This is a genomic window from Paenibacillus montaniterrae (assembly GCF_018403185.1).
Classification (GTDB): Bacteria; Bacillota; Bacilli; order Paenibacillales; family Paenibacillaceae; genus Pristimantibacillus; species Pristimantibacillus montaniterrae.
The window spans coordinates 284,056-309,655 of the sequence record NZ_BOSE01000002.1 but is presented as its reverse complement, the minus strand read 5'-3'; the positions used below and the strand labels follow the sequence as shown (position 1 = coordinate 309,655).

Below are 25,600 nucleotides of genomic sequence, written 5' to 3'. Positions count from 1 at the left end.
ATGCACAATGATGCGGCGCTAGCAATGAGCAGTTTAACGCTGGAGCTGGACCATATATCCAAAGTGATTGGCAACAAGCAGCTGGTTGCTCCGCTATCTTTAAGCATAGCTGCCGGGCAAATTGTGGCGCTTTGCGGCGGTAATGGTGCAGGCAAAAGCAGCATTATTCGCATGATTGCCGACTTAAGCAGGCCGTCCAGCGGCAGCATCGTTTTGCACGGCACAGCATTGCATGAACAGCGCGATCAATATTTGGCAGAGCTGGGCTACATGCCTGACGATTATCAATTTACAGGCAGCTTTACAGCCTATGAGTCATTAAAATTTTGGGCTGAGCTTAAGCAGCAGCCTGTTAATCGAGTACGAGAGCTATTAGAGCTGGTCGGCTTGCACGAAACAGGCAAGAAAAAGGTTCATCAATTTTCCAAGGGGATGCGTCAAAGGCTGCTGCTGGCTCAAGCGCTGCTAAGCAAGCCGTCGCTGCTGCTGCTCGATGAGCCGACTAATGGACTAGATCCGTACTGGATGAAACGGTTTGTTGCAATTATTGATGAAGCGGCGAGGGGAGGAGCAATTGTGCTGTTTTCTACGCATCAGCTTCAGGTTGCCGAGGCTGCAGCCGACTACATCGTTATGCTGGACCAAGGGGAGGTTAAGCTATCTTCCAGCTACGAGCAAATTCGGCTGCAATACGGTGAGCAAGGTCTGCAAAGAGCTTATGAGGCAATCTTTTGGGGCGAGGAGGGAGCGATGGAGCGTGTACGAGCGTAAATCATTTTTCAATAGGCGGCACTGGACGCAGCTGCTGTTCGCTGCTGCAATTATACTCGCAGCCACATTCATTTACGTTGAGAATGCTTCAACCGGAAAACAGCTTGATATAGTGCGAGCAGGAGATGCTATGCCGGCCATCGAGCTGCTTGAGCTGACAGGCGAAAGCACGGTGCTACAGCCTGCTGACGGCTCGCCTATGCTTATTAATTTATGGGCAAGCTGGTGCAAGCCTTGTATTAATGAGCTGCCGCTGCTTAATGAAGCCCAAGCCTTTGCGCCGGATGTCGACTTTGTTGCGATCAATATGAAGGAAGGTCTTGAACGGATTGAGCCGATGATTGAGCGCTATGACCTGACGATGCACATCTTGCGCGACGAGCAGCTTGCCTGGAAGCAGGCTCTGGGCATTAAAGGCTACCCGGCAACGGTGCTAGTAGATGGCGAAGGCACTATCCAGCATATTCATTACGGCGCATATACGTCGATTGAGGAAATTTTGCAGCATACGGCAATTGTTGCCCCGGGAGCAGGGAATTAGCTGCTAGGAATGTCATAGCGGCAGCAACGATGTTAAAGCAACAAGCAAGGCATAGGCGATGGTTAATTCGCTTATGCCTTGTTTTTCGTGATGCGGAAATACGTTTGCTCGTTTCTTCGTTCAATTTCAAAGCTCCAATCCCAGCGCTCTGCACGTTCATGCACCATCGACAAGCCGAATTGCTCGCTGCGTGAAAGGTCTTCTTCCAGAAAACCAACACCGTTATCGCGAACGCAGCAATACCAGCCTTTTTCAGTCGGAAAGGCATCAATCCAGATGTGGTCTGCCTTGGCATGCTTCTTGATGTTGTACAAGCCTTCGCGAATTGACAGCAGCAGGTCGATTCGTTCCTTTAACGTAAGCAGCTCGTCGTTAAGCTTCCAATTCAGCTGAATGGTAACGTCCATTCTCATTTCCAGCTCATTTAGAAATTGGGCAAGCTGCTCCTTTAGCTGCAGGCTTTGCACTTTAATTGGCGAGCGCAGGCTCGTAATCGCTTCGCGGACGTAGGCATTGGTATGATGAATTTGTGCTTTTAGTTTTGTATAGTGCTCTTCGGATTGCTCGCGATACGCTTGCTCCAGCTGAACATTTAGCAAAAATAACGATTGAGCAATGCCATCATGCAATTCAGCTGCGATATGCTCGCGTTCCAGCAGCACGTCCTGCATCGCTTTTGCTTCCGTCAACTCCTGCTGATTGCGTTCCATATTGGAAAAAAGCTTGGTAAGAAAAACGATGGTCACGATAAATACGATGATCGGCGACAGTAAATTTCCCAGCTCCATCGAAATGTAGGAAAGCAAAAATTCATGACGAATGTATTCCCATAAGCCAATTGTAACGGTAGGAATAATTAAAATGAGCCATTTGTTTAGTTTGTAAGACATCGTTTCCTCCTACTTGTCATGTACCCAGCCTTGTTCGTAGGCGTAGCGGGTTAACTGGACACGATTGCTTAAATGCAGCTTTTGCAAAATGTTTTTTAGATGGTTTTTCACAGTGTGCTCTGAAATATCGAGCTGCGCTGCAATTTCACGGTTGACATAGCCTTTGGCGACAAGGCGCAAAATATCCTGCTCACGTGCTGTAAGCGGATGCTTGTTTGCTTCTGAAGCGCGATTGGCAGCAAATTCCTTGAGCATGCGAAATGCGAGCTCCTTTGTAACTGGCGCTTCATCCAGTGCTACTGCATGCAAATAATCATGCCATGCGCTCGGCTGCAAATTTTTAAGCAAATAGCCCTGTGCGCCATGCTTGATCGCCTCGAACAGATGTGTAATATCGTCGGATACGGTCACCATAATAATTTTAATATATGGAAAGCTGTTTTTAAGCTGCTTGGTTGCTTCGAGTCCGCCCATTCCAGGCATTTGGATGTCCATTAAAATAAGATCCGGCATATACAGTTCGGTTAGCGAAATCGCCTCCTCGCCAGAAGCCCCTTCCGCTACAATAATAAAATGAGGATCCTGTCCAATAATGGTGCGAATTCCTTCGCGCGCATGCTCATGATCATCTATAATTAAAATACGACAGCTTGCGTTAGACATTGGGTACTCCTTTCAAATGAAAGCATTATGACCATTATAGCATGTCTGATGGCAGGCCAAATGACTATAAAGGGCTATTGCATTTTACACTGTTGATTGCTATAGCTTTAGATGGCAAGTTTGAGTGAGTCGAGCTTTTTTTGACAGATGAGCATTAAAATAAGAAGTAAAATAAAGATATAGAAATAATTGGGTCAGTATGCTATAGTATACATAACGAAGAAGCACTTCCCGACGAGGAGGTGCTTTTTTTGTTGTCGGGTGAGCAGTTTATGCTTACGCATTTGAAGCACCAATACATAAAAAGTAATGGAGAGTGAATAACAATGAAAAAAATGATAGCAATGATTCTGAGTATGATGATGGTTATTAGTTTGGCGGGCAGTGTAACGGCAGCCAGCAAGGTTCCGACGTTTAAGGTGGACGGCAGGCTGTTTGTAACGCCAGCAGGCGAGCCACAGCCTTATATTAACAAGGACAACCGCACAATGGGCTCATTGCGCTTAATTGCAAACGCACTTGGCGTAGAAAGTAAAAACATCAAGTGGGATAACGCTAAGCAAACAGCTACACTTTCAAGAGGGAGCAACACGGTATCTGTTACGGTTGGCAAAAAAGTAATCACGGTTAATGGAAAATCGGTCACTATGGATACTGTAGCGGAAATGAAGCAGGGGCGTGTGTTCATTCCAGCTCGCTTTATTGGGCAGGGGCTGGGCGTGAAAATTAGCTTTGATAGTGCAAGTAATACAGTGAATTTCATTACAGGTGACAAAGAAGTCGTGAATCATAACTTTGCAGATTATGGGTTGAAAGAAGTTAAAGCACTGCCTATTTCAATCGCAGCTGGTGGATTAGAATTTACTTATCATGATGCGTTTTTATATAAGGCGAATTCTGTTGAGGGGAAGGCTTTGCAACAAAAATATAAATTTGATGAGTATGATTTGGCCAATCACATTCTTTTTATGAAGGTCACGATTACAAATAAGACCAATAAATCTATTGCTAGAGATTATTCTGATCTACAACTCAAGATTGGAGCGTTAACCGCTATGGGAAAAACCTTATCATATGGATTTTCAAATAATGACGATTATCTTTACACATGGTCATTAGAACCAAGCGAATCAGTTACAGGTTATGTTGCTCTTTTGAAAAAAGATGATTCTCCGATAGATTTTATCGTTATAAGTTCAAAACATGGGACAATCAATAATCCAGTTTTAATTGCTGAAAAGGTGAATTAATGAGAAGAACCGTTCACTATATTCTAATTATTGTATTGCTAATCAGTTTATTTCCTAATACAGTAATTTCAAGTTCAGGAAAGAAGCAGGACTCTAAAGCACTACAAGTAACTGATCAGCATATTACTAAGCCGAAAGCGACATTTTATATTGATCTCGCACAAGATGCATCTGAGGTTGATCTTGCATCGGTGAAAGTAGAAGAAGGTATGAAGGTTTTGAAAAAAGAAGTAGTTGAGCGTAACGGTAAACGTCAGCTTATGCTTGAAATAGAAGGTAAAAAGGAAGCACAAAAGTCTTATACAGTTGAGGGGTTTTCAAATGGTTATAGTGAGCCATTTCAGTCCAATCCAGGTAATGCAGTTTGTAGATACAGTGACGGTATCAAGTGGCAAGTAAATACGCGAACAGTTCCAGATTTCGGTGTAGACTTGATCGATTACGTAAATCCAAATCGATCCAAAATCCCAACTGAGCTGCCTACTGATATTATTCGTAGTGTGATGACCTATACTAGCCCGACGCTAAATCTTAACAATACGTATTTCTTTGCGCTTGATAAAGAGACTCAAAATGTTCTAGGAAAAGAACAGATAGATCGTAGCTTAATTAAACCAAATTCATTGAGAATAGAAAAACACTCTGTAAAACCAGTTGATACCTCAGCAAATGGTAAAGCTGTTTTTCCAAAACAATACGATCCTAAAAAGCCGACCATTGGTGTAATGTACAACTTTCAAAGTAATTTTATTAAGCGAATGACTGATTCCCCAATTAAGCCGAATGATCCAAAGTTCCTTACAGGACATGCAGCTTGCTGGATGTACCCAGCTTTCTATGAGTACACCATTACAGCAGATACTATTCCTATAACGGCATATAAATATTGGGGTAATGTTTCGTATGACTATGTTCCATTCGGTCAGCCTTCGCTTGTTGGTACGTTAACCGCAGATCCGACGAGTGTACAATTCAAGGGTAATGATATTGTTGTAAATCTAATTCTTGAAGGTAAGGTTGTCAATATCGAAAATCCGAACGTACTTTCTCATTATTTACTTTATTTAAGATTAGAGGATGGTACGATGATTTCCGATGGGAAAGGCGATAAAATCGTTGCTAACGGTAAAGCAACGGTGAAGAAAACGTACAAATACACGATTAGCAAATCACGTTTAAGCAGCTCCAGCATCAAGGACCTGACTCAGCAGTTCGCCGGCCGCATCAAAGCAGAATGTAAAGCCAGCTCCTATTACAAATGCGAGTTAAACAGTGGCTTGCTGCAAGCTTCGACCTACGTGTACAAAGAAGCCCCCATACCAACGCCAGCTCCAACGCAGGGGCCAGCAAAGCAGCCGCCAGTCGCAGTTATTAACGGTTTATCTGAGGTCAAGCTAGGTGATTATACGACCTTTGACGGTTACGATTCCTATGATCCAGACGGAACAATCGCTGAGTATAAGTGGAGCTTGCCAAATGCCAAAGATCCAGACATCCAGCAAAACAAATTTGATCCGACTTATTCAGCGGTTACGGCCTGGTATGACAAGCTCGGTCTGCAGCAAGTTTTGCTCTATGTAAAAGATAATGATGGGCTGCAGCATGGCACATACCATTCACTGGTTGTAGTAGAGCCGACTATCGAGGCTGCAATCGAGCAAAGTGGCACGCTGAAAGAAAATCGCAAGGTGACGTTTAAGGAAGCGTCTAATTCACCAGCGAAGTATCCGGTCGTAGCAGAGAAAACAACCTGGACGATTGAGCCAGTAAGTGCCAATATTCCGACAACCGCTATTAAATATAGCGGAAGCTTGAAAGGTAAAAAACAATTTGATGTGCTGTTTAAGCAGGCTGGTGATTACCTCATTACGTTATCGGTAGAAAATACGGCAGGCTATAAAAGCACGGTGCAGCGTACCATTACGATTAAGCCTGACGAACCGCCTGTAGTAGACTTTACATTTCAGCAAAAAGTATATCGTGATCCTAACAATAACAATCTGGCTACGTTCGAGCTGCATGATCATTCCTACTCGATAGATGGGGACCCGATAGTAAAACGGACCTGGTATGTCGTCTATGATGCCAACAATGATGGCGTGTTCAATGAAGCGAAGGTTGTGATCAATACGGGCAACAATACGACCGTTCAGTATCAGACCAATAAAGTGGGCAAATATGCATTCTATTTAGAAGTGCAGGAGGAATTTGGACAACCGACGATAGAAGCATTTGTTACGGCTGATGACCGCAGGAAAGGACGGACATGGTAGTCATATAGGAAAGGAGCTTACGATGAAGCAAAAATTAAAGTCATTGTTAGTGCTCTTCATCATTTTTTACTTAATAACGCTTGATCCTCTTACAATGACAGCTTATAAAACAGATTATGCAGGAGAAGTATTAAATTTCGCACCTACTGTTAATTTTGAACTAAAGGAAAAGAAGAAGGTAGATGTGATCGTTGATGTAGGTACAACCAAGCTTTCTATCGCTGAAGTGAACAGCTTAGTGAATGCCCAACTGCGGCCTAAGCTTCAGGAAGCGGGCTATGATTTTAAGCTGCATGTCGAGAAATCGAACGAAGGAGCAACACAACTATACTATTTTGCAGGAAATGATCATAGTGATCCATATGCACGAACCCTGTACGCCTACGATCTTGCAACAAATACCAGTAAAAAGCTGTATGAAACCCCCTTCCATCACTTCACATTACATACGATTTACGACCCTCACTCAGGACTGGTCATTTCAGGAAACCGCGTATATGCTACCGATCAAAGTCCAATTCCAACCGCTTTGATAAACCAGCATGGCTGGGAAATTACGAATCAATATAACGTCAGCCAACCGTTAATCAATATAGATGGTAAGCTTATCCTGCAAGGCTATCGCTCAGCTAATGACAGTTATGTTACGGCATATGTGGACCCCAATGAAATTATTACTAACATTTTGCAGCAAAAACCAAACAGCATTCAATGGGGAAAAAGCTATATTTGGTCATCCTTATATAGTAGAGATCAATTCTCGCAAGTGTATTTGGACGGATCAATCTTAAAAACAAGATTTAACACGGTTGATATGATCCTTTTCAAAAATCCATACGATACCTACATGAAAGATGCTAATCCCTCCTACTATCCATTCGGGGGAGCAGGAGGAAATCTTGGATCGAATTTTACCGGCGCATCCTATTCAAAAGAAACAGGGGAAATATTTGTACCAAGATCAACGAGAGTATATTCAGATAGCAGTGTTGCTCATTACGAATCCGTCATTTATAATCCAAAAACCGCAAAAACAAGAGTATTTTCCGATAATAACAGAGATAACTATGCAGGATATGCCTTCGGTTATTTTCTGGACGGAAAACAATTCATGTATAAAGATACGACAACAAATGGCTGGATGTATTACGAAGATTACACAGACAAAACTACAGCAGCGCCGCTAATTGATTTAATTGGTGTCGAAATTAATCAGCCTGTAACTCATCTAGGAGAAAATCTTGTATATAGTGTATATGAGAGCGGAAGCATCACTCATTATATTGTAGATCTAAACAGTAAAGTAAAAAACAAGCTGCAAATCGGCAGTGCATTTGCAGCAGCCCGATATCCGTCCTGGTATATTTCAAAAACGAGATATATTACAAATATTATCGACGAAGTTCCGTACCGTTCCGATGCTGAAAAGTATTATATACGTCTTGATGAAACGGATATCCTTCATTTAAGATCAAGCAAAAATCTTGCCAAGACAGTAAACGTGCTGTCTAGACAACAAGTCAATTACATCTCAATTGGCAACCAGCACAATACAACTATTACTTCAAAAATTCAATCCGCGTTAAGCCAGAATTCAATGCATTATAATATTTCGCAGCTTGGTCAGTCATTGAATCAAATCGGCGCGTATATTACGGACCGCAAAGAGATAGATCTCCATGTTTTAGCTGCGCAAAGCGGACAAGCTAAGACAGCAATCGAAGCATCTGTCACGAGCCTGATTCAGCAGCTTAGAACAGAAAATATTATCGTTAAACCGCATTATATTTATGGTACATCGAGCAGTAAGCTGCAGGAATTGTACAACAGTATTACCTGGAATCCAAATAAGAATCAGTACGTCTTATTCCTCCATACAGCCACGATGAATGAGTTAACAGATCAAGCCTTTCTCGAAGGTGCAGTTGCAACCTTATCCTCAAATTACGCACACTACATGCAAATCGGCAGCAGCTCAAATCGCAGCATAGCGGAATCCATTATTAAGCTTAATGAAAATAGAGGAAAGTTCTATTCTGGAACCAGCTACAGCTCCTACTATGCTGATATAAAGCAATACATGATTGACACTGCTTTGAAAAATCCGAAACGAGTGAAAGATGTTCTAGTGCTTCAGCATGATCCTGCAACGAATGAATACAGCGCAGAGATCAATGTCAACTTATACTATGACGATTATGAAACCGATCGGAAGCGGAATGAGCGGTTTAAAACGACACAGGATCCTACCATATACGAAAATCATAACGGTTTGATGGATGGAATCGGCCAATATTTAGAAGCGCCTACTACTCGATTCACGAAGGTTGGCTTGTATGAAATGACGATGCAAGCACAGGATGAACCTATTTCTAATCCTGCCTTTAGTGAGTATTGGAAATGGAGCCAAGACTCGCTTTCGCTATTGCAGCTATATGTGCATCGAGCGCCAGTCGCTAAGTTTAGTGCAGTTGTTCGACCAAATAGAACAGTTGCAATAACCGACTATTCCTATGACCTTGATCGATACTCTCGCATTAACCGCGGCATTGTTGAATGGGAATGGAAATGGAAGAAGCTTGATGATTCTGACTGGACAGCAGGTCAGCTCACGCAATTAGCGAACAATACCGACTATTTCATTGCCCTGCGTGTAAAAGATATGGATGGGGCCTGGAGTAATGAACATATCCAGTTTGTAACCACTAATCCATTGAATCAACCTCCAGTCGCTTTATTCAAAATCGAGCCGACAACGGTGTCCCATCGCGCGAATGCTACGATAACCGACCTCTCCTATGATCCGGATGGGGATGCTATCGTGAAGCGAGAATGGATTGCTAAAAAGGATGGACAAGTCATTTGGAGCAAGGAGCAGCAGCCGACCAAAGCCCAGCTTCAGGCAGCGGCCAGCAAGCCGCTCGGCAGCTATGAAATTAGTTTGCGGGTAACAGATGCGCATGGGGAAGTATCTGAATGGCACACCGAATGGCTGGAGGTTGTAAACTATCCGCCACTTGCGAATTTTGATGATCTGGTCGAGACGGATCGAGACAGTTTAAATAAGCTGGTGAACACAACAGTCGAGCCAGATCCGGACGGCGATGCCGTTAGCTACAAATGGTCACTGCAGTATAAAGATAAGACCTACAATTTAGGTACAAGTAAACATCCTCAGTTTACGATTAAAAATTACGGGCTAGGCAAGGCGGCAATAGGGGAGTGGTATGTTACTTTGCAGGCCAGCGATTCACTCGGAGCATCAAGCAAGCTTTCAAAAGCGTTCAATGTCATTAACCATGCGCCAACCGCCGAAATTACGAGCTCGCCGCCATTTGCTTACATCGATGAGACGTATAGCTTTACGTCCAACGATGATGATCGGGATAGCGAGGACAAGAGCAGCTTAAAATCGTATTGGCGGTTAACAGCTCCAAGCGGCAAGATACGGATGTTCTACCAGAAAAGCTTAACCAACATTACCTTTGATGAGAAAGGACCGCACTTGATGGAGCATTGGGCTGAGGATCAGCTTGGGGCAGTAAGTGAATCCGTCTCCGTAAGCTTCAACGTTTTAAATAAACGTCCAGTGGCTGACTTTACCCGAACCCCGATTACAACCTATCGTGGCAGTGATATCGCATTTAAAAGCTTGGGAACGGATTATGATGGTTGGATAGAAGGCTATCGTTTTGAGCTTATGCGCGAGGGAAGCACGCCGTTAACGCTAAGCACCGATGCAGAATTTACGCGTTCATTCAGCTCGATCGGTACGTACGATATTCAACATACGGTAACTGACAATGATGGAGCTTCGGACTCGATCACGAAGAAAATCTATATTGTAAATCGTGCACCAAAAGCAGAAGTGCTTGATCCAAGCGGAACTACTGCAGCGACAGCTACCGAGTATAACAGCTTAACACCTACCATTCGCTGGAGAATGACAGATGCAGACGGAGATCAGCAGGTGCAGTTTCAGCTGCAGCTGAAAGCGGAGAATGGAAGCGTGCTGCGGACAACGGCGATTACGACAAGTGCTAATCAAGCCTTTACGATACCAAGCGGCTGGCTTGCCGAAGGGCCAAAGTATCGCGTAAGTGTTCGTGTGTTTGATGGCTATGACTGGAGTGATTACGCTGCGGACAAATACTTCTATGTGCAGCTCAACCGGCCGCCGCTGCCCGGCTTCACCTATTTGCCAGCTGCACTGTACGAAGGCGATACGCTTCGAGTCCATCATAAAGTAGATGATCCAGACTTTGATAGTTTAACTGTACGCTATGAAGTAACTGCGCCAAATGGGCAGAAGATCAGCTACCCAAGCGCCAGCTCCAGCTATAAGCTGGGGCGCAGCGAATACAGCAGTGCCGCGTTTACGATCCAGGCACTACAGCCAGGAGCATATACTATTAAGCAAACGGTTGATGATGGAAAAGCAGCACCTGTTCAATTCGCCCAGACACTGACGGTTGCCCCTCTTGGAATTGCCGGTCAAGTTAGTCACACTGAGCTTTGGGAAAGCTATCGTCAAGCGTTTAACGCCGACTTGCTGCCAAACAGCGACAAGTATTGGCATGCTCATCAATTTTATAGCGGAGAACGGTTTGTTTTGACTGCCGATACTACATTAACAGCAACAGAGAGCACCAATGAGACCTACGCGTTAAGTGTGACAGCAACTCTTCATACGACAAAGACAAGCGTCAAATTACAATATGAACGCAACAAGCGCTGGACTGGCAGCATGTGGCAGGAAAGCTTTAGCGAACTTGCAAAGGGCAAGCACACGATTACGTTTGCGGTCACATATTCCAACGGGGTTAGCAAGCAGGAGGTTGTTGAAATTGAAATCATCGGCAAAGCCGCTCATTTCTCCAATGTACAGCGCTGGAAATAGCGCTCGGTAGGACAGTAAAACCTTCGTTTAGAAAGCAAAAGCCCGAAAGAATACTGCCCATGCAGCCTATTCTTCGGGCTTTAATCCCGTTATGAAACGGAGCTCTTTAGATTGCTTTGAACTGCTCAAAGAAGCGGTCGATCGCGTAGTAAGCGGCACCACGCACAGCTGAATGCTCTTGCAGCTCGGCAAATCGAATTTGCAAATCCTCACTATGGAAGGAAAGTGCGCGTTTGCGCGCGGTTTGCTCAAGCGATGGTAAAATCCATTTCGCTGCACGGCTCATGCGATTGCCGATCATAACACAATCAGGATTCAAGGTGTTAATAATATTGGCAATACCGATTCCTAGAAAATGCCCGATTTTTTGAAACAGTTTATGAACCTCGTCATTTCCTTGCTCAGCAGCGGCAATTAGCTCATCCAGCCCGTCAAAGCCAAGCGTTTCTGCTTCCTCCAGCAATGCTTTTTCTGACGCATACAGCTCCCAGCATCCCAAATTGCCGCAAGTACATTCCTTGCCATCAAATGCGATTGATAGATGCCCGAGCTCTCCTGAAAAGCCGGAGGTACCTTTGTAAAGCTCCTTATCCAAAATCATACCCGAGCCAATTCCGTAGCCAACACTCAAATAAATAAGGTTGCGTATCCCTTTTCCAGCGCCGTATTTTTGCTCGCCTTGGGCACCGGCGTTCGCTTCATTATCGATAATGATTGGCAGCTGATAACGTTCATGCAGCATTTGCTGCAGCGGGACTTCACGCCATTTCATATTGGGGGCGAACAAAATGGTACCGGATTGGTCAACTATACCTGGTGCGCCAACACCTATGCCAACGATGCCGTACGTGCTTTCAGGAGCTTGTGCGATTAACTGATCAATATTGGCAGTTAACGTATCGAAAGCCAGCTCACGCCGCTGCTGCTTTAGTCTTTCATACCGTTCGCTTACAATATTGCCGTTCAAGTCGACAAGCACGCCGCGTATATAATTGACCCCCAAATCAATACCAACCGCATACCCTGCTTTTTCATTAAAGAGCAGAAGTACAGGCTTGCGACCGCCGCTTGATGCCCCAGGACCTATTTCAAGCACCAGATTGCTCTCGATCAGCTCATTGACCAAGCTTGAGACAGTCGCTTTATTTAACCCTGTAAGCTCGGAAATTTGTGCGCGAGAAACAGGGGAATGCTTCCGTATGCTGTTCAACACAATATAGGAATTCATTTTTTTGACTAAAGCAAGATCTCCTGTTGATTTAGCTTTCAATGATTTTCCTCCGTCCACGTCATAGATAATGAGACCATTATAGCATAAATTCAACTTTGTTTAATAAGCAAATTAAGTTTTGGCGAAAGAGGTAAATTGTATTTCAAAAAAATCTTACTTTGTTTAATAGACAAACTAAGTGGAAGTGTGGTATTCTTGTATCAAGATCAAAGGATAAAGCGATTTCAAGCTTGCAATGAAATTCAATTATCCTGTTGGGCATTATAAATGATAATTTTGAGGAGGATTCATTCTCATGACGTATTTTACTGATTTTGAAAAAATTCAATTTGAAGGCAAAGCATCGAAAAACCCTTATGCATTTAAGCATTACAACCCTTCTGAAGTCGTGTTTGGCAAAACGATGGAGGAGCATCTTCGCTTTGCAGTAGCTTACTGGCATACATTTAACGCTAACGGTACGGATCCGTTTGGTGCTGGCACTATGGTTCGTTCTTGGGACAAATACGACGGCTTGGATCGCTCCAAAGCTCGCGTTGAAGCTAACTTTGAATTCATGGAAAAAATGAATATCCCATACTATTGCTTCCATGATGTTGATATTGCGCCAGAAGGTGCGACACTGCAAGAATTCTACAAAAACCTTGATGTTATCGTGGCAATGCTAAAAGATTATCAAAAATCTACAGGCAAAAAACTGCTATGGAACACTGCGAACAACTTTACTAACCCTCGCTATGTACATGGCGCAGCGACTGCTGCAAACATCGACGCTTATGCTTATGCAGCGGCTCAAGTTAAAAAAGGCTTGGAAATCGGTAAGGAGCTTGGCGGCGAAAACTATGTATTCTGGGGCGGCCGCGAGGGCTACGAGTCTCTAATCAACACAGATATGAAGCTTGAACAAGACAACCTTGCTCGCTTCTATCATATGGCAGTAGATTATGCGAAAGAAATCGGCTTCGATGCGCAATTCCTGATCGAGCCAAAACCAAAAGAGCCAACAAGCCATCAGTATGACTTTGATGCTGCAACTACAATTTCTTTCTTGAAAACATACGGCTTGGAAAATCACTTCAAATTGAATCTTGAAGCAAACCATGCAACTCTTGCTGGTCATACATTCGAGCATGAAATTCGCGTTGCTGCAATTAACGGCATGCTTGGTTCTCTTGATGCTAACCAAGGCAACATGCTGCTTGGCTGGGATACTGATGAATTCCCAACTGACCTTTACGCTACAACACTTACGATGTATGAAGTGCTTAAAGCTGGCGGCCTTGGCCGTGGCGGCGTTAACTTTGACGCGAAAGTACGTCGTACTTCCTTCGAAATGAGCGATCTTGCTCTAGGCCATATCGCTGGTATGGACAGCTTTGCATGGGGTCTTAAAGCCGCTGCGAAATTGATCGAAGAGAAAGTATTCGACAGCGTGATCGAAGAAAAATATGCAACCTTCAAAGAAGGTCTTGGTGCTGACGTTGTTGCTGGTAAAGCAACATTGAAAGATCTTGAAGCTTACGCGCTAACTAACCCGGTAGCACGCAACAAATCCGGTCGTATCGAGAACCTACGTCTACGTCTAAGCGAAGTTATTTTCAGCGTTTAATCAACGAAAAAATAGTTGAATACAGCTTAACATGCAATGCAAATACAGCTCGTCCTTGTGGCGAGCTGTATTTGAACGTACAGAGCAAGATCGCATGCTGGCTACGATGATTGCAAAATCATTAGCTGCTGGCAAATTTGGAGGAGGAATCAGTTAAATGAGCTATGTTATCGGTGTCGACCTCGGAACGAGCGCAGTCAAAACATTGCTGATGGACCGTAGCGGTGTAATTGCAGCTGAAGCGACGCGCAGCTATCCGTTGTTTCATGATCGTCCAAGCTGGAGCGAGCAGCGTCCAGAGGATTGGGTAACTGCAACGCTTGAGGCGATGAAGGAGGTTGCTTCGGCTGCAGGCATCGACGCAGCCGCGATTGAAGGGATAAGCTTTTCAGGCCAAATGCATGGCCTGGTACTGTTGAACGATAAAGGCGAGGTTGTACGTCCAGCCATTCTTTGGAATGATACGCGTACGACTGAGCAGTGCCGCGAAATCGAAAAGGTGCTGGGAGACAAGCTGCTTTCGGTAACTCGCAATCCAGCACTGGAAGGCTTTACGCTGCCAAAAATTTTATGGGTACGCCAGCATGAGAAGGAGCTTTTCGACCAGGCTGCGATTTTCCTGCTGCCTAAAGATTATGTTCGCTATCGTCTAACTGGCCAGCTGCATATGGATTATTCTGATGCGGCAGGCACATTAATGCTTGATGTAGCAGGCAAGGTGTGGAGCAAAGAGGTGCTTGAGGCATTCCAACTGGCTGACAGCTTCTGCCCGCCGTTAGTTGAGTCGCATGGGCTTGTTGGCACATTATTGCCAGAAATTGCAGCGGCGACAGGCTTGTCAGCAGGCACTAAGGTATTTGCTGGCGGAGCAGATAATGCATGCGGCGCGATTGGTGCCGGAATTTTGTCAGAAGGACTTACACTAAGCAGCATCGGAACTTCAGGCGTCATTCTATCGTATGAAAATGACAAAGAGAAGGACTTTGGCGGCAAGGTGCATTTCTTCAACCACGGTAAGGAAAATGCGTTTTATGCGATGGGCGTTACGCTTGCTGCCGGCTATTCGCTTAGCTGGTTCAAGAAAACATTCGCGCCCAATGAATCTTACGACGAAATGCTGGCTGGCGTAGAGCAAGTAAAGCCAGGCTCGAATGGTTTGCTGTTCACTCCATATCTTGTCGGTGAGCGGACGCCGCATGCTGATCCTAATATTCGCGCAAGCTTTATTGGGGTAGACGGCACGCATGAGCGCATTCATTTTGCACGCGCTGTTATGGAAGGGATTACGTTCAGTCTTAACGAGTCGGTCGATATGTTCCGTCAAGCTGGCAAAACGGTAGACAAGGTTGTATCGATTGGCGGCGGAGCGCAAAACCCGGCGTGGCTGCAAATGCAGGCAGATATTTTCAACGCAACGGTTGTATCCTTAGAAAATGAGCAAGGACCGGGCCTGGGCGCAGCAATGCTGGCGGCATACGGCTGCGGCTGGTTTGAAAGCCTGGAAGCATGCGCCGATCAGTTCGTGAAGCATGCAGACAGCTATGAGCCGAATCCACAAGCTGTTGAAACGTATGCTTCATTATTCCGTGTTTATCAGCAGGTATATGCGCAAACTAAAACAATGAACGATCAATTAACGGCATTCCGCGGCTAAGCGGATGTATATAAAGCTCCTTATTGTTCACATACTAAGTTGAAATGCTGACAGCAGCAACTCAACTTCGTGAACAGTAAGGAGCTGTTTTTATGACCGAGCCTTTGGCTATTTTATTTGATTTTGTTAATGCAGAAAGCGCGAATCAAGCCTTTTCGCTATTGCAGGAGCTTGGCTATGATCCTGCATTGCACACGCCAACTCGTTTGCACATACATGTGGTGGGTGAGGATCTGACCTCGGCACTGGAAATCGTTCAGGTGCATGGAGGAACATTAGTAGAGCAAGCGGCAATGAAGGATGAGCTGCTCGCTTCGACAGCCTATGGTCTTGATGATGTAAGAATTCCCGCCCATCTTGTCAATGAGGACTGGGTAGCAGAAGAGGAAGAGTTGCCGGGCATCGGCGAGGTTTCATCCTTTTCGGCGAGAGAATAGACAATAACCAATTGCATTATAGTAAGAGCTAAAAAAGCTCGGCTTCAGGACTGAGAAGCTTGGACGCTAACTCATCGTCGTCAAAGTCGAGCTTTTTTGAACATCCTCTAAAGCTGCGCAGCCTACCAGTCGTACTGCAGGCTCTCCGCAGCGTCCTTTCCGGCATTATAGCCAGTTGAAAACGCTGCTGTAATGTTATACCCGCCCGTATAGCCATGGATATCCAAAATTTCTCCGCAGAAATAAAGCCCGCTCATCAGCTTGGATTCCATAGTTTTCGGATCAATTTCCTTCAAATTAACGCCCCCGCCTGTTACAAATGCTTCCTCAATCGACTGCGAAGCATGAATTCGTATCGGAAATGCTTTGATCAGCTTTGCCAGCTCCAGCCATAGGTCCTTCGGGATATGATCGAAGGTGAGCTCCTCGGGCAGCTTTGCTTTGCGCATCAGAAGCGGCAGCATACGCTCCGGCAAATAGCCCTTTAACACGTTGCGTACCTGCTTTTTTGGCTCCTGCTGGCATAGAAGGAAGGTTTCATCATACACCTGCTGCTGTGTTAAATCCGGCTTCAAATCAGCGGTTAGCGTAATGGGCGTACCGGTACTTTTCTTTAGCTCCTTTACGACAAATTGACTGCAGCGCAGCACAATTGGACCAGATATGCCGAAATGCGTAAAGAGCATGTCGCCGCGATGTGTTATCAGCTTTTTGCCCTTGAGGCTCCATACACTAAGCTCTACGTCCCGCAGCGACAGGCCCTGCAATTCCTTGTCAGCAATAAAATGCTCGCGTGAAATAAGCGGCACCTCCGTCGGGAATAGCTCCACAATCGTATGTCCCGCTTCCTCAGCCCAAGGATAACCATCGCCAGTAGAGCCTGTGTGCGGCACAGATTTTCCGCCTACGGCAACGATTACTTTGCGGCAGCGGTATACTTCTCCGCTTTTCAATTGCACACCCGCCACTTTTCCATTTTCGTAAAGCACCTTCGCTACCGGACTGTTTACTTTAATATGAACGCCTAATGCGCGGACCTTCCCTACCAAAGCATCAACGACCGATTTCGCTTTATTGGAGACGGGGAACATGCGGCCGTTGTCTTCTTCCTTTAGTGCAATGCCAAGCGATTCAAAAAAATTCATAATATCGTAATTGCTAAAGGTTGCTAGAGAGCTATAGAGAAATTTTCCGTTTCCCGGTATATTTTTAATCAATTCGTCGATCTCTTTAGCATTCGTAACATTGCAGCGACCACCACCTGAGATGCCAAGTTTGCGTCCAAGCTTGTCACCTTTATCAATTAGTAGTACATTAGAACTATGTTGACCAGCGGAAACGGCAGCCATCAGTCCTGCAGACCCAGCTCCGATAATAATAATGTCGTAATTCATCACATACCTCTTTACATAGATTTATGTATTGCTGTCGAAATGTCGATTAATTTAGTTTGCACTTACAATTAAGGGAAAGCGATAATATAACCGAAGTAACTTGTATTTATGTATACTAGATATTAGCATATTTTTTAGTGAATGACACGACAGCCACAGCCACAGCCACATCTATTATATAACAGCATGAAACAGTCAGCCAGAACATCGAAATCACGCAAATTACATTTGCCGAGGAGGCTTTCTGTGTATTACAAATTCGTGCTCTATTTGCTGCTTGCGGCGCTTCCGGGAGTGTATCTCCATTTTTACTTGCCCGTAAGCGGAAACATTAAGGCTAGAAAAACGCTGTTGGGGATGCTAGCGCTGCTTATCATTTATATACTGACACAGCACATATCAGATGCGACCTATTTGCAGTACATGGCCGCAACGCTGCCGTTCGCCTATGCGATTTATTATGCTGGCAGGGTATGGGGCGTCATCATTCCTGTAGTGCTGCTATGCTCAGAGCTGCTGACATTTACAACATCGGAAGGCTACGTGCAGTATTTTACATATTTACTGCTAATTGTGATCGTTTTTCTGATCAGCTATGAGCGCTATCATAAGCTGGAGGCTCGCTACAGGCTCGGCTATGTCATGGTTATGCTTTCGCTATCCTCGCTGCTGCTTATTTTGTATTCATTTCAATTTTCCAGTCTCGTTCCTGCTATTTTCGCGGAAATTGGACTGCTGGGCACCTGCTTCTACATCATGCTATACTTCGCGCTTTCCTTGCTGTCCTTTGGGAATTTATTGAAGCATGAGCAAGCACTGCAGATCAATCGGCAATATGAAAGCATGAAGCAGTCGCGCGATGAATTGCAGTCATGGCTGAAGGTTATTCATTACGCACCATTCGCGGTGTTCAATATTAACAGCAAGGAGCAAATTATTTATGCCAATCAACAGGCTTATTTAAAATATGAAAGTCTGAAGCCTCATTTGATGCAAAGGCAGAAGCAAAAGCAGAAGCTTGAGGAAATTTTGACTGACACCTCCTATCCGGTCGTGTCCAAGCTTATTGAGCAGGCCTTTTTGACGAGTCAGTCGATAAACACAACCTTGCAAAATGGCGATAAGGACCTGATGTACTCCGCGATTCCGATTTACGCTGATACGGAGCCTGAGCTGGATCATAATTTGCAAGCAGTCGCCCTTTTTGTACAGGACGTAACGGAGCTGCAGACACTGCGCAGGGAGCTTGACCGAATGGACAGGCTAAGCATCGTTGGTGAAATGGCGGCCAGCATTACCCATGAAATTCGCAATCCGATGGCTGTTGTAAGAGGCTATGTCCAACTGCTGCAGGAGCGTTCGGACACGATGCAGGCTGAATATTTCAGAATTATAATCGAAGAGCTGGATCGCACCAATAAAATTATTACCGATTTTTTGGCGTTGGCACAAAACAAAAAGGAGCAACAGCTTTCGTATTCCTTGAATCAAGTTATTCAAAAGCTGCTGCCGCTGCTGCAGGCTGATGCCAATTTGCGTGGTCAAACGTTGGAGGTGGAGCTGAGCAATGACCTTCCTACCTTCCAAATTAATGAGAGCGAAATGAAGCAGCTGCTGCTCAACATTTCACGCAACGGGATGGAGGCTATGCAGCAGGGAGGACAGCTGTCGATCTCAACTACATATGTACATTCGCACATTATATTATCGATATCCGATACAGGCTCAGGCATACCTGATGAGCTGAAGCATAAAATTTTCGAACCGTTCTATTCCTCGAAAAGCATGGGGACAGGCTTGGGGCTGCCTTTATGCGCAAACATTGTACAGCGCCATAACGGGAAAATTAATGTGCTGGACAATCGCGGAAAGGGAACAGTATTCCAGATCGTCTTTCCGCTTGAACAGCAATTGCTTAGCTCTTAGCCAATCTCCTCTGTTGCACTGTTTCCTATAGGAACGTTATAATAGGTACAATCAACAATAAAGGGAGTGTTATGGATGTCCATGTCATTTGAAAGATATATGCTGGATATGATTCAGCCAATGCGCGATGAATTGACCAGCCTTGGCATTACAGAATTGCGTACACCTGAGGAAGTGGAGGAAAATCTTCCAAATGCAAAGGGTACAGCACTAGTTGTTATTAACTCGGTTTGCGGCTGTGCTGCTGGCCAGTGCCGTCCAGGCGTTGCCCAAGCTTTGCAGCATGAGGTTGTGCCAGATCATCTATTTACCGTATTTGCCGGTCAAGATAAAGAAGCGACTGCGAAAGCGCGTGAGTATTTCGCTCCGTATCCGCCATCTTCGCCTTCAATTGCGTTAATGAAGGATGGAGAGCTTGTTCACTTTATCGAGCGTCATAGCATTGAGAACCGTTCTGCAGTTGAAATCGCCGCAGATTTGACCAATGCGTTTGATAAATATTGCAAATAATAATTTGCAGCTATCTATGCTCTAATCAAAACTTGAGCATAAATGATCCTCACTAGCAGAAATTTATGACTAAAAACCTATCGCGATACAGTTGCGATAGGTTTTTGTTGTCTTATGAGTAATTTCACATTCTTTGTATAATACCGCAATAGATTATGCTATAATTTTTACAATTAATTAGAATATTATGGGGGGAAAGAGGAGGAATTTGTATGCATCGTCAACGTACAATCGGCGTCTTAACTCCTTTTCTAGGCGGGAATTACTATACAGATGTAATACAAAGTATTCACAAGGTAGCCAGACAGCTTAAAGTTAACCTCATTATTATTCGCACAGGCGGCAAATACTATGATGTGCCAATCGCTATGAATCAAGTAGATGGCTGGCTCATTATTAATCATGCCGTAGAAGATCATTTTCTAAAGCAGCTTGAGGACCGCTACAAAAAACCGGTCGTTACCGTTGCCAAAGATATTCGCAAGCTTAACATGAATGGCGGGATGGTTGTCGTTGACAATGAACGGGCTGCCTACGAGGCAGTTATGCATCTTTATCAGCACGGGCATCGCAATATTGGTTATGTCGGCAGCATTACAATGGAGGATATGTATTATCGCTATAAAGGCTATCTGTCTGCTATGCGGGACCTGGACCTGACGGTGCAGCCAAACTTCATTTACGATAATGGAGATATGACTGTATTTGGCGGCAAGCAGGTTGCAAGTCAACTAATTGCAGATGGTTTTCCGATCACTGCCGCGCTGGTCAGCACGGATATGTGCGCGTTCGGCATCGTTGACAAGCTGCTGGAGAACGGCTACAGCGTGCCGCAGCACTTGGCGTTGATTGGCTTTGACAATTCCAGCACAGCGCGTCATTCCATAGTTCCGATAACGAGCATCGAGCAAAATCTGGAGCAGCTGCTGCGAAGGGCTGTCGAGCGGTTGACAGCAAGAATGAAAACGGATTCCAAATTCGAAATGGATGTGCTGCCATGCCATATGATTATGCGCCAATCATGCGGCTGCGGCTACAACGAAGACGAGCTGCCGCGAGAGCAATCGGATATAATAGAGTACGCCAATCATATTAATGCATTGCGTACTGAAAATAATGTAAACTATGAATTCAATCGCTACATACTAAGCTATCAATTCAAACATGTTCGCGACCTGTCGCTGCTTCTGGAGAACTACTTTCATTGGGGAGCGATTATGGTGCAGCAAGGCTATAATTCAGCTAAAGAGCCTAAGCTCAGCATTAGCGAGTATTATAACTTCACAACGGGTCAAAATGAGCTTAAGGAGTTGAATGCCAAGCTTTACGAAGCGCTGCAGCATAATCCTCCTATTTTTTCATCACAGAATAGTAATGAAGACAACGAGGTTATATACGTCATCCCATATCGCTTGACTCAAAACAATTGGAGCCTGCTTTCATTCGGCACCTCCTATGAGAAGACGATCACGCGCAGCACGGAATATATGCGAATCGTGCATCTGTTCGATATTATTTCCAACACTTTCGATCGAATTGCTCTGCTTAATGAGGTCGGTCATCTTAATAAAAGGCATCAGGAGCTGAAGGAGCGTCACGAGGTATACAGCCGATTATCGGAAGATATTTTGTTTGAGCTTGATTTCAATAAGAAGCGGGTTTGGATCAATCGCAAGCTGAAGTTTCAAGCAAAGGATTCACCGCTGCTCGGGCTTGAACAATTTGTTCATCAGGAGGATATTCCTTTATTGCGCAAGCATTTCTACGAGCATTACCGGGACAATAAACCGTTTTATACCGAGCTGCGCATTAATGATGGCGGAGACATGTACTATCTGGCAAACGTTAGCGCAGAAAGCACGCGTGATCATACAGGAAATATTCATAAGCTGATTGGCACAGTGCGGGACATTTCCAAATCCTCGCTCAAGCATGCCGCCGGCGAATCGATGCACGGTGTCGTCAATCGACGGCGATTTTACGAGGCGATTAAGTCAGTTATCCAGGCAGGCTCTAATGAGTTTGCTCTTTGCGTGCTCGACATCGATAATTTTAAGCTCATCAATGATTTGTTCGGCCATCATGTTGGCGATGATATTATTGAACAGCTATCAGAGGTGTTAATTCGCAGCATTAAAGAACAGGATCATGTGTCGCGCTTTGGCGGTGACGAATTTGTTATTCTGTTTCATTATGAGCGTGTTGAAGAGGTCGATCAATTCGCATCGCAGCTTGCCGAGTCAATAACGCAGCATTTAAATCATGTTAATCATGACATCAATTTGTCGGTAAGCATCGGTATCAGCTTATATCCAAGCGATGGGCATGATTACGACGAGCTGCTGAAAAAAGCCGATCTGGCCTTGTATCAGGTGAAGCATAACGGGAAAAACAACTTTCTCAAATTCGAGCCGCATATGGTCAATTTTCAGCAAAACAAGCGCAAAATGGAGAAAATATTGCGTGAAGCACTGGTCAATGAGCAATTTGTGCTGCTCTATCAGCCGCAGGTTTATGCTGGCACGAAGCGGTTTTATGGCGTCGAGGTACTGCTGCGCTTGCGCACGGAAAGCGGCGTAATGCTTACCCCTGACAAATTCATTCCTGTAGCCGAGTCTGTTGGCCTAATCGTGCCGATTGGCGCTTGGGTCATACGCGCAGCATGCGAGCAAGGCATGGAATGGATCAGGCGCGGCTACGATCCGATTAAAATTTCGATCAACATTTCCGGTCTTCAGCTTAAATCGATTCAGTTTTTGTCCAGCGTAAAAAACATACTTGAGGAAACGGGCATGAACCCTGCCAATTTAACCTTCGAAATAACAGAATCAACGATTATTGATCAGTCGTACACCGTTCTTCACGTAATTGAGGAAATTCGCAAGCTGGGAATTTCAGTGGCGATTGACGACTTTGGCATTAGCTACTCGTCGCTTTCGGTGCTGAAAAATTTTCCGATAGAAATATTAAAGATCGATAAAAGCTTTGTGCGGGAAATGGTAACAGATGAGAAAGGCTACAAAATTGTAAATGCGATAATAAATATTGCCAAAAGCCTTGATCTGCGCATAGTTGCAGAAGGGGTAGAGGATAGCACGCAGCTTGAGCTGCTGGATGAGCTTGGCTGTCAATTTATTCAAGGCTATTATATTAGCAAGCCAATTAATGAGCATGAGGTATCAAAATTTCTTCCTCATCGAGTAGCGCTGAATCACAGCCACTATATTGACAGCATCCAGGAAAAGGAAGGAAGCGGATAGATGATTATCGGCATCGGTCATGATCTGACCTCGATTGCTCGAATGGAGCAAATATTGCAGGGAGCGATTAGTAAAAGATTTGTCGAGCGAATACTGACTGAACAGGAACGAGCGTTTTTGGAGCAGCATGTAGGGCAGCAGCGGCGAGCTGAATATGTCGCAGGCAGATTTGCAGCTAAAGAAGCGGTGAGCAAGGCGTTTGGCTGCGGCATAGGAGCGGTGCTTGGCTTTCAAGATATTGACATTGTCAGGCAGCCCTCCGGGCAGCCGCGTTGCAGCTTGAGCGAAGCCGCTCAGCAGCGTCTTGGTATTGCAGACAAGCCATTCGCGATTCATTTATCGATTACGCATGAGCAGCAGCTTGCCTCAGCTTATGTCATCGTTGAATTCACAGGTCGGTGAGAGTATCCTAAGAGCTGTATCCGAAGATAGAAAAAGCTGAAGACGACTCCATTCCACTGCTGCTATTGCGGTGGCTGTGCAGTCGTCTTTTTGCTCTCTCACGTTTTTATTGCTTGGACAGCCAAGCTGCCAAAGCGTTGATTTCCTCTGCAGACAAGCTTTCCTCAAAGGCAGGCATCGTCTTTCCGCCCATACTGATTTTAGCGGCAATCTCGTCGTAGCTTAGCCGGACATGCACCTGCTGCAAATTCGTTTGCTCCCCCATTTTGCCGGACAAATCAATGGCGTGACAGCTTATGCATCTGGCTTTATAGATCGCTTCCACATCGGCTGGAGCTTGTTTTAGAGTAACGATATCGCCGCTTTGCTTTTGCTCCTTTTGATCGCCGCATGCGGACAGCAATATAACGGCAAAAAGTAACACAAACATAAGCTTGCTAGATTTCATGGCTGAACCTCCTGCTTCATAGACAAGAAATGATATAATAGGCAGAGCAATTAGTTTCATTATAGATGACAAATTTACAATATCAAGTAAACTAAAGGCGGTTTTACGAATATGACACAATTGAGCTTGGAGCAGAAAAAAGAAATGTATGGTCAAAATCTGCTGGAATGGTATCATCACATCCAGCGTGATTTGCCATGGAGAAAAAATCATGATCCTTATCGCATTTGGGTGTCGGAAATCATGCTCCAGCAAACGAGAGTTGATACTGTTATTCCGTATTTCAATGCGTTTATTAGCAAATTTCCTACAGTGAAGGTATTGGCGGAGGCACCAGAAGAGGAGGTGCTGAAATGCTGGGAGGGGCTCGGCTACTATTCGCGAGCACGCAATTTGCAGGCCGGTGCCAAAATGGTCATGGAGCTGCATCATGGACAAATGCCGACGACGAAGGAAGAGGTTGCCGCATTAAAAGGGGTTGGTCCTTACACATGCGGCGCGATTATGAGCATCGCCTATAACGAGCCAATTCCAGCCGTTGACGGCAATGTGATGCGCGTCATTTCCCGCTTCTTTGCTTTGGATGATGATATAGCCAAGCCTTCGACGCGTATTAAGCTGGAAAAGCTGGTCGAGACGATGATCCCGCAAGGTCAGGCTCGTTATTTCAATCAAGCGCTAATGGAGCTTGGCGCTTTAATTTGCACGCCGAAGTCGCCGAATTGCTTGCTTTGTCCCGTAATGGAGCACTGTGAGGCGAGACTTCAGGGTAGAGAGCATGAGCTGCCAATCAAGTCTAAAGCCAAAAAAGCACGAGTAGAATATAGAGTTGCGGCTATTGTGGAAGGGCAAGGCGAGCATGCGGGCAAGGTGCTTGTCCGCCAGCGTCCTGCTGAAGGTTTGCTTGCCGGCATGTGGGAGCTGCCACATGTGCTTGTCGCTGATGAGCAGGCCGCTGTGCTGTATGAATCTGAGCTTAAGGAGCAGCCTGAGCTGGGCCGAGCGATTGCAGAGGAGCTGCATACGCAGCATGGTTTGCTAGTTAGGCCGCGGCAATGGTTTTGCGACCAGGATCACATCTTTAGCCATATTCGCTGGAATATGCGATTTTTCATTGCCGATAGCGATCCGGAGCAATTGACCCGTCTGGAAGCGTTAGAATTTGGCTCCAACGAGAGCTCGCCATTAGCAGGTATAAACGCAGACGAAAGCAATTTGCAAGAAGTAGCTGCTGGCTTGGCTGCAGATGGCTTGAAGGGCACACCTAGCAGTGCCGCACTGGTGGCGGAGAAGCCAATGGACTACACAGCGAACGAAAACCGTCAGTCAAGCAAAAACGAGCTGCGTTTCATAGCGCAGAAGGATATGGATAGTCTGCCGTTCCCTAATCTATTTCTAAAAATTTTGCAAAAATATTGGCAGTCGAAGGGAGAAGCCTAAT

General features: G+C 45.1%; 18 protein-coding genes. 13 read left to right on the top strand and 5 right to left on the bottom strand.

What is annotated here, in order from left to right; translation table 11 throughout:
• Together ccmA and KJS52_RS07210 are read left to right on the top strand one after the other, a co-directional pair.
• Nucleotides 1-771, top strand: coding sequence for a heme ABC exporter ATP-binding protein CcmA (gene ccmA, locus KJS52_RS07215; RefSeq protein ID WP_246563346.1), 771 nt, complete (start codon nucleotides 1-3; stop codon nucleotides 769-771).
• On the top strand, nucleotides 758-1,312 hold the full coding sequence (locus KJS52_RS07210) for a TlpA family protein disulfide reductase (RefSeq protein WP_213514069.1): 555 nt from the start codon (nucleotides 758-760) through the stop codon (nucleotides 1,310-1,312). Before ccmA ends, KJS52_RS07210 begins: the two co-directional genes overlap by 14 nt.
• 71 nt (nucleotides 1,313-1,383) lie before the next feature.
• Here the strand turns inward: KJS52_RS07210 and KJS52_RS07205 are convergent, their stop codons facing one another.
• Nucleotides 1,384-2,202 carry a sensor histidine kinase gene (locus tag KJS52_RS07205; RefSeq protein ID WP_213514068.1) on the bottom strand — a complete coding sequence of 273 codons (819 nt, stop codon included), beginning with the start codon at nucleotides 2,200-2,202 and terminating at the stop codon, nucleotides 1,384-1,386.
• Nucleotides 2,203-2,211: 9 nt separating this feature from the next.
• Complete coding sequence (locus tag KJS52_RS07200) at nucleotides 2,212-2,865, bottom strand: response regulator (protein WP_213514067.1); 654 nt, start codon at nucleotides 2,863-2,865, stop codon at nucleotides 2,212-2,214.
• A gap of 326 nt (nucleotides 2,866-3,191) precedes the next feature.
• Between KJS52_RS07200 and KJS52_RS07195 the strand changes: the two genes are divergently transcribed.
• Genes KJS52_RS07195 through KJS52_RS07185 form a run of 3 tightly spaced genes read left to right on the top strand, consistent with a single transcriptional unit; the run spans nucleotide 3,192 to nucleotide 11,288 of the window.
• Nucleotides 3,192-4,115, top strand: coding sequence for a stalk domain-containing protein (locus KJS52_RS07195; protein ID WP_213514066.1), 924 nt, complete (start codon nucleotides 3,192-3,194; stop codon nucleotides 4,113-4,115).
• Complete coding sequence (locus KJS52_RS07190; protein ID WP_213514065.1) at nucleotides 4,115-6,388, top strand: PKD domain-containing protein; 2,274 nt, start codon at nucleotides 4,115-4,117, stop codon at nucleotides 6,386-6,388. The genes KJS52_RS07195 and KJS52_RS07190 overlap by 1 nt, the downstream gene beginning before the upstream one ends.
• Before the next feature lie 22 nt (nucleotides 6,389-6,410).
• Nucleotides 6,411-11,288: a hypothetical protein gene (locus KJS52_RS07185; protein ID WP_213514064.1), complete on the top strand. Its 4,878-nt coding sequence runs from the start codon at nucleotides 6,411-6,413 to the stop codon at nucleotides 11,286-11,288.
• Between the two features lie 106 nt (nucleotides 11,289-11,394).
• Here the strand turns inward: KJS52_RS07185 and KJS52_RS07180 are convergent, their stop codons facing one another.
• Nucleotides 11,395-12,558: an ROK family transcriptional regulator gene (locus tag KJS52_RS07180; protein ID WP_246563275.1), complete on the bottom strand. Its 1,164-nt coding sequence runs from the start codon at nucleotides 12,556-12,558 to the stop codon at nucleotides 11,395-11,397.
• Between the two features lie 256 nt (nucleotides 12,559-12,814).
• Between KJS52_RS07180 and xylA the strand changes: the two genes are divergently transcribed.
• The 3 genes from xylA (at nucleotide 12,815) to KJS52_RS07165 (ending at nucleotide 16,219) form a co-directional block, all read left to right on the top strand.
• A complete protein-coding gene (gene xylA / locus KJS52_RS07175; protein WP_213514063.1) occupies nucleotides 12,815-14,128 on the top strand; it encodes a xylose isomerase in 1,314 nt (437 codons plus the stop codon).
• A gap of 157 nt (nucleotides 14,129-14,285) precedes the next feature.
• Nucleotides 14,286-15,782: a xylulokinase gene (xylB, locus tag KJS52_RS07170; protein ID WP_213514062.1), complete on the top strand. Its 1,497-nt coding sequence runs from the start codon at nucleotides 14,286-14,288 to the stop codon at nucleotides 15,780-15,782.
• Between the two features lie 92 nt (nucleotides 15,783-15,874).
• Nucleotides 15,875-16,219, top strand: coding sequence for a hypothetical protein (locus KJS52_RS07165; protein ID WP_213514061.1), 345 nt, complete (start codon nucleotides 15,875-15,877; stop codon nucleotides 16,217-16,219).
• A gap of 122 nt (nucleotides 16,220-16,341) precedes the next feature.
• Here the strand turns inward: KJS52_RS07165 and KJS52_RS07160 are convergent, their stop codons facing one another.
• On the bottom strand, nucleotides 16,342-17,613 hold the full coding sequence (locus KJS52_RS07160; protein WP_213514060.1) for a BaiN/RdsA family NAD(P)/FAD-dependent oxidoreductase: 1,272 nt from the start codon (nucleotides 17,611-17,613) through the stop codon (nucleotides 16,342-16,344).
• 246 nt (nucleotides 17,614-17,859) lie between these two features.
• Here KJS52_RS07160 and KJS52_RS07155 point away from each other — a divergent pair, with 246 nt between their 5' ends.
• The 4 genes from KJS52_RS07155 to acpS all read left to right on the top strand — a co-directional run bounded on the left by KJS52_RS07155 (nucleotide 17,860) and on the right by acpS (nucleotide 23,711).
• Nucleotides 17,860-19,539 (top strand): two-component system sensor histidine kinase NtrB, encoded by a 1,680-nt coding sequence (locus tag KJS52_RS07155; RefSeq protein ID WP_213514059.1) that lies wholly within the window; start codon nucleotides 17,860-17,862, stop codon nucleotides 19,537-19,539.
• Between the two features lie 75 nt (nucleotides 19,540-19,614).
• Nucleotides 19,615-20,049, top strand: coding sequence for a BrxA/BrxB family bacilliredoxin (locus KJS52_RS07150; RefSeq protein WP_213514058.1), 435 nt, complete (start codon nucleotides 19,615-19,617; stop codon nucleotides 20,047-20,049).
• Nucleotides 20,050-20,261: 212 nt separating this feature from the next.
• The gene (locus KJS52_RS07145) at nucleotides 20,262-23,309 is read left to right on the top strand and encodes an EAL domain-containing protein (protein WP_213514057.1); all 3,048 of its coding nucleotides are present in this window, start codon (nucleotides 20,262-20,264) and stop codon (nucleotides 23,307-23,309) included.
• Nucleotides 23,310-23,711 carry a holo-ACP synthase gene (gene acpS / locus KJS52_RS07140; protein WP_213514056.1) on the top strand — a complete coding sequence of 134 codons (402 nt, stop codon included), beginning with the start codon at nucleotides 23,310-23,312 and terminating at the stop codon, nucleotides 23,709-23,711.
• Nucleotides 23,712-23,817: 106 nt separating this feature from the next.
• Here acpS and KJS52_RS07135 read toward each other — a convergent pair whose 3' ends face one another.
• Nucleotides 23,818-24,159, bottom strand: a complete 342-nt coding sequence (locus KJS52_RS07135) for a c-type cytochrome (protein WP_213514055.1) — start codon at nucleotides 24,157-24,159, stop codon at nucleotides 23,818-23,820.
• A 111-nt stretch (nucleotides 24,160-24,270) separates the two neighbouring features.
• On the opposite strand from KJS52_RS07135, the gene mutY reads away from it, so the two are divergent.
• Complete coding sequence (mutY, locus tag KJS52_RS07130; RefSeq protein ID WP_213514054.1) at nucleotides 24,271-25,599, top strand: A/G-specific adenine glycosylase; 1,329 nt, start codon at nucleotides 24,271-24,273, stop codon at nucleotides 25,597-25,599.
• Nucleotide 25,600 lies beyond the last annotated feature (1 nt).